This is a genomic window from Nocardia sp. No.11, from assembly GCF_038752175.1.
Taxonomy (GTDB): domain Bacteria; phylum Actinomycetota; class Actinomycetes; order Mycobacteriales; family Mycobacteriaceae; genus Nocardia; species Nocardia canadensis.
The window spans coordinates 1-567 of record NZ_JBCGFB010000278.1; the positions used below are offsets into that span (position 1 = coordinate 1).

1 protein-coding gene is annotated in these 567 nt (G+C 61.6%); it reads right to left on the bottom strand.

Annotation, left to right across the window (positions count from 1 at the left end):
• Positions 1-24: 24 nt before the first annotated feature.
• A complete protein-coding gene (locus tag V8688_RS32040) occupies positions 25-444 on the bottom strand; it encodes an HSP20 family small heat-shock protein (protein WP_316574478.1) in 420 nt (139 codons plus the stop codon).
• Positions 445-567: the final 123 nt, after the last annotated feature.

Here is a 567-nt window from a genome sequence, read left to right on the forward strand (position 1 = left end):
GACATCGTCGACCTCCACCCCGGCTCAGGCGTCGATGGCCTGGAGTTCGCGCTCGCGCGAGATCTCGATCTTGCGGGGCTTGGCCTTCTCCGCCACCGGAACCGACACACGCAGAACCCCATTGCGATAGTCGGCACGAATCCGATCGGTATCCAGACTCTCCCCCAAGAACAACTGACGACTGAACACCCCACGCGGACGCTCCGCGGCGATCATCGACCGATCCGCATCCAGACCCGGCCGCGACGCACGCACCGTCACCACATTGCGCTCGACATCCAGATCCAAAGAGTCCGGATCGATCCCCGGCAGGTCGAACTCGACCACGAACTCGTCCCCCTCACGCCAGGCATCCATCGGCATCGCCGCCGGCCGCGCCGCCGTGCCGAACACCTGCTGGCTCCACCGGTCCAGATCACGGAAAGGATCGGTGCGCATCAACATGGCCGCCACCTCCAACTCACTCCATTCTCGATAGGATCGTCGCCAGATAACCTCTGTCATCCGACATAGATATTATTTAGCACTCGACCCAGATGAGTGCAAGCAGCAGAACCAAGTAATCTG

Bases quoted from the DNA above. Each gene is read 5' to 3' on its own strand.
- V8688_RS32040 (WP_316574478.1), bottom strand. From the start codon at position 444: ATGTTGATGCGCACCGATCCTTTCCGTGATCTGGACCGGTGGAGCCAG.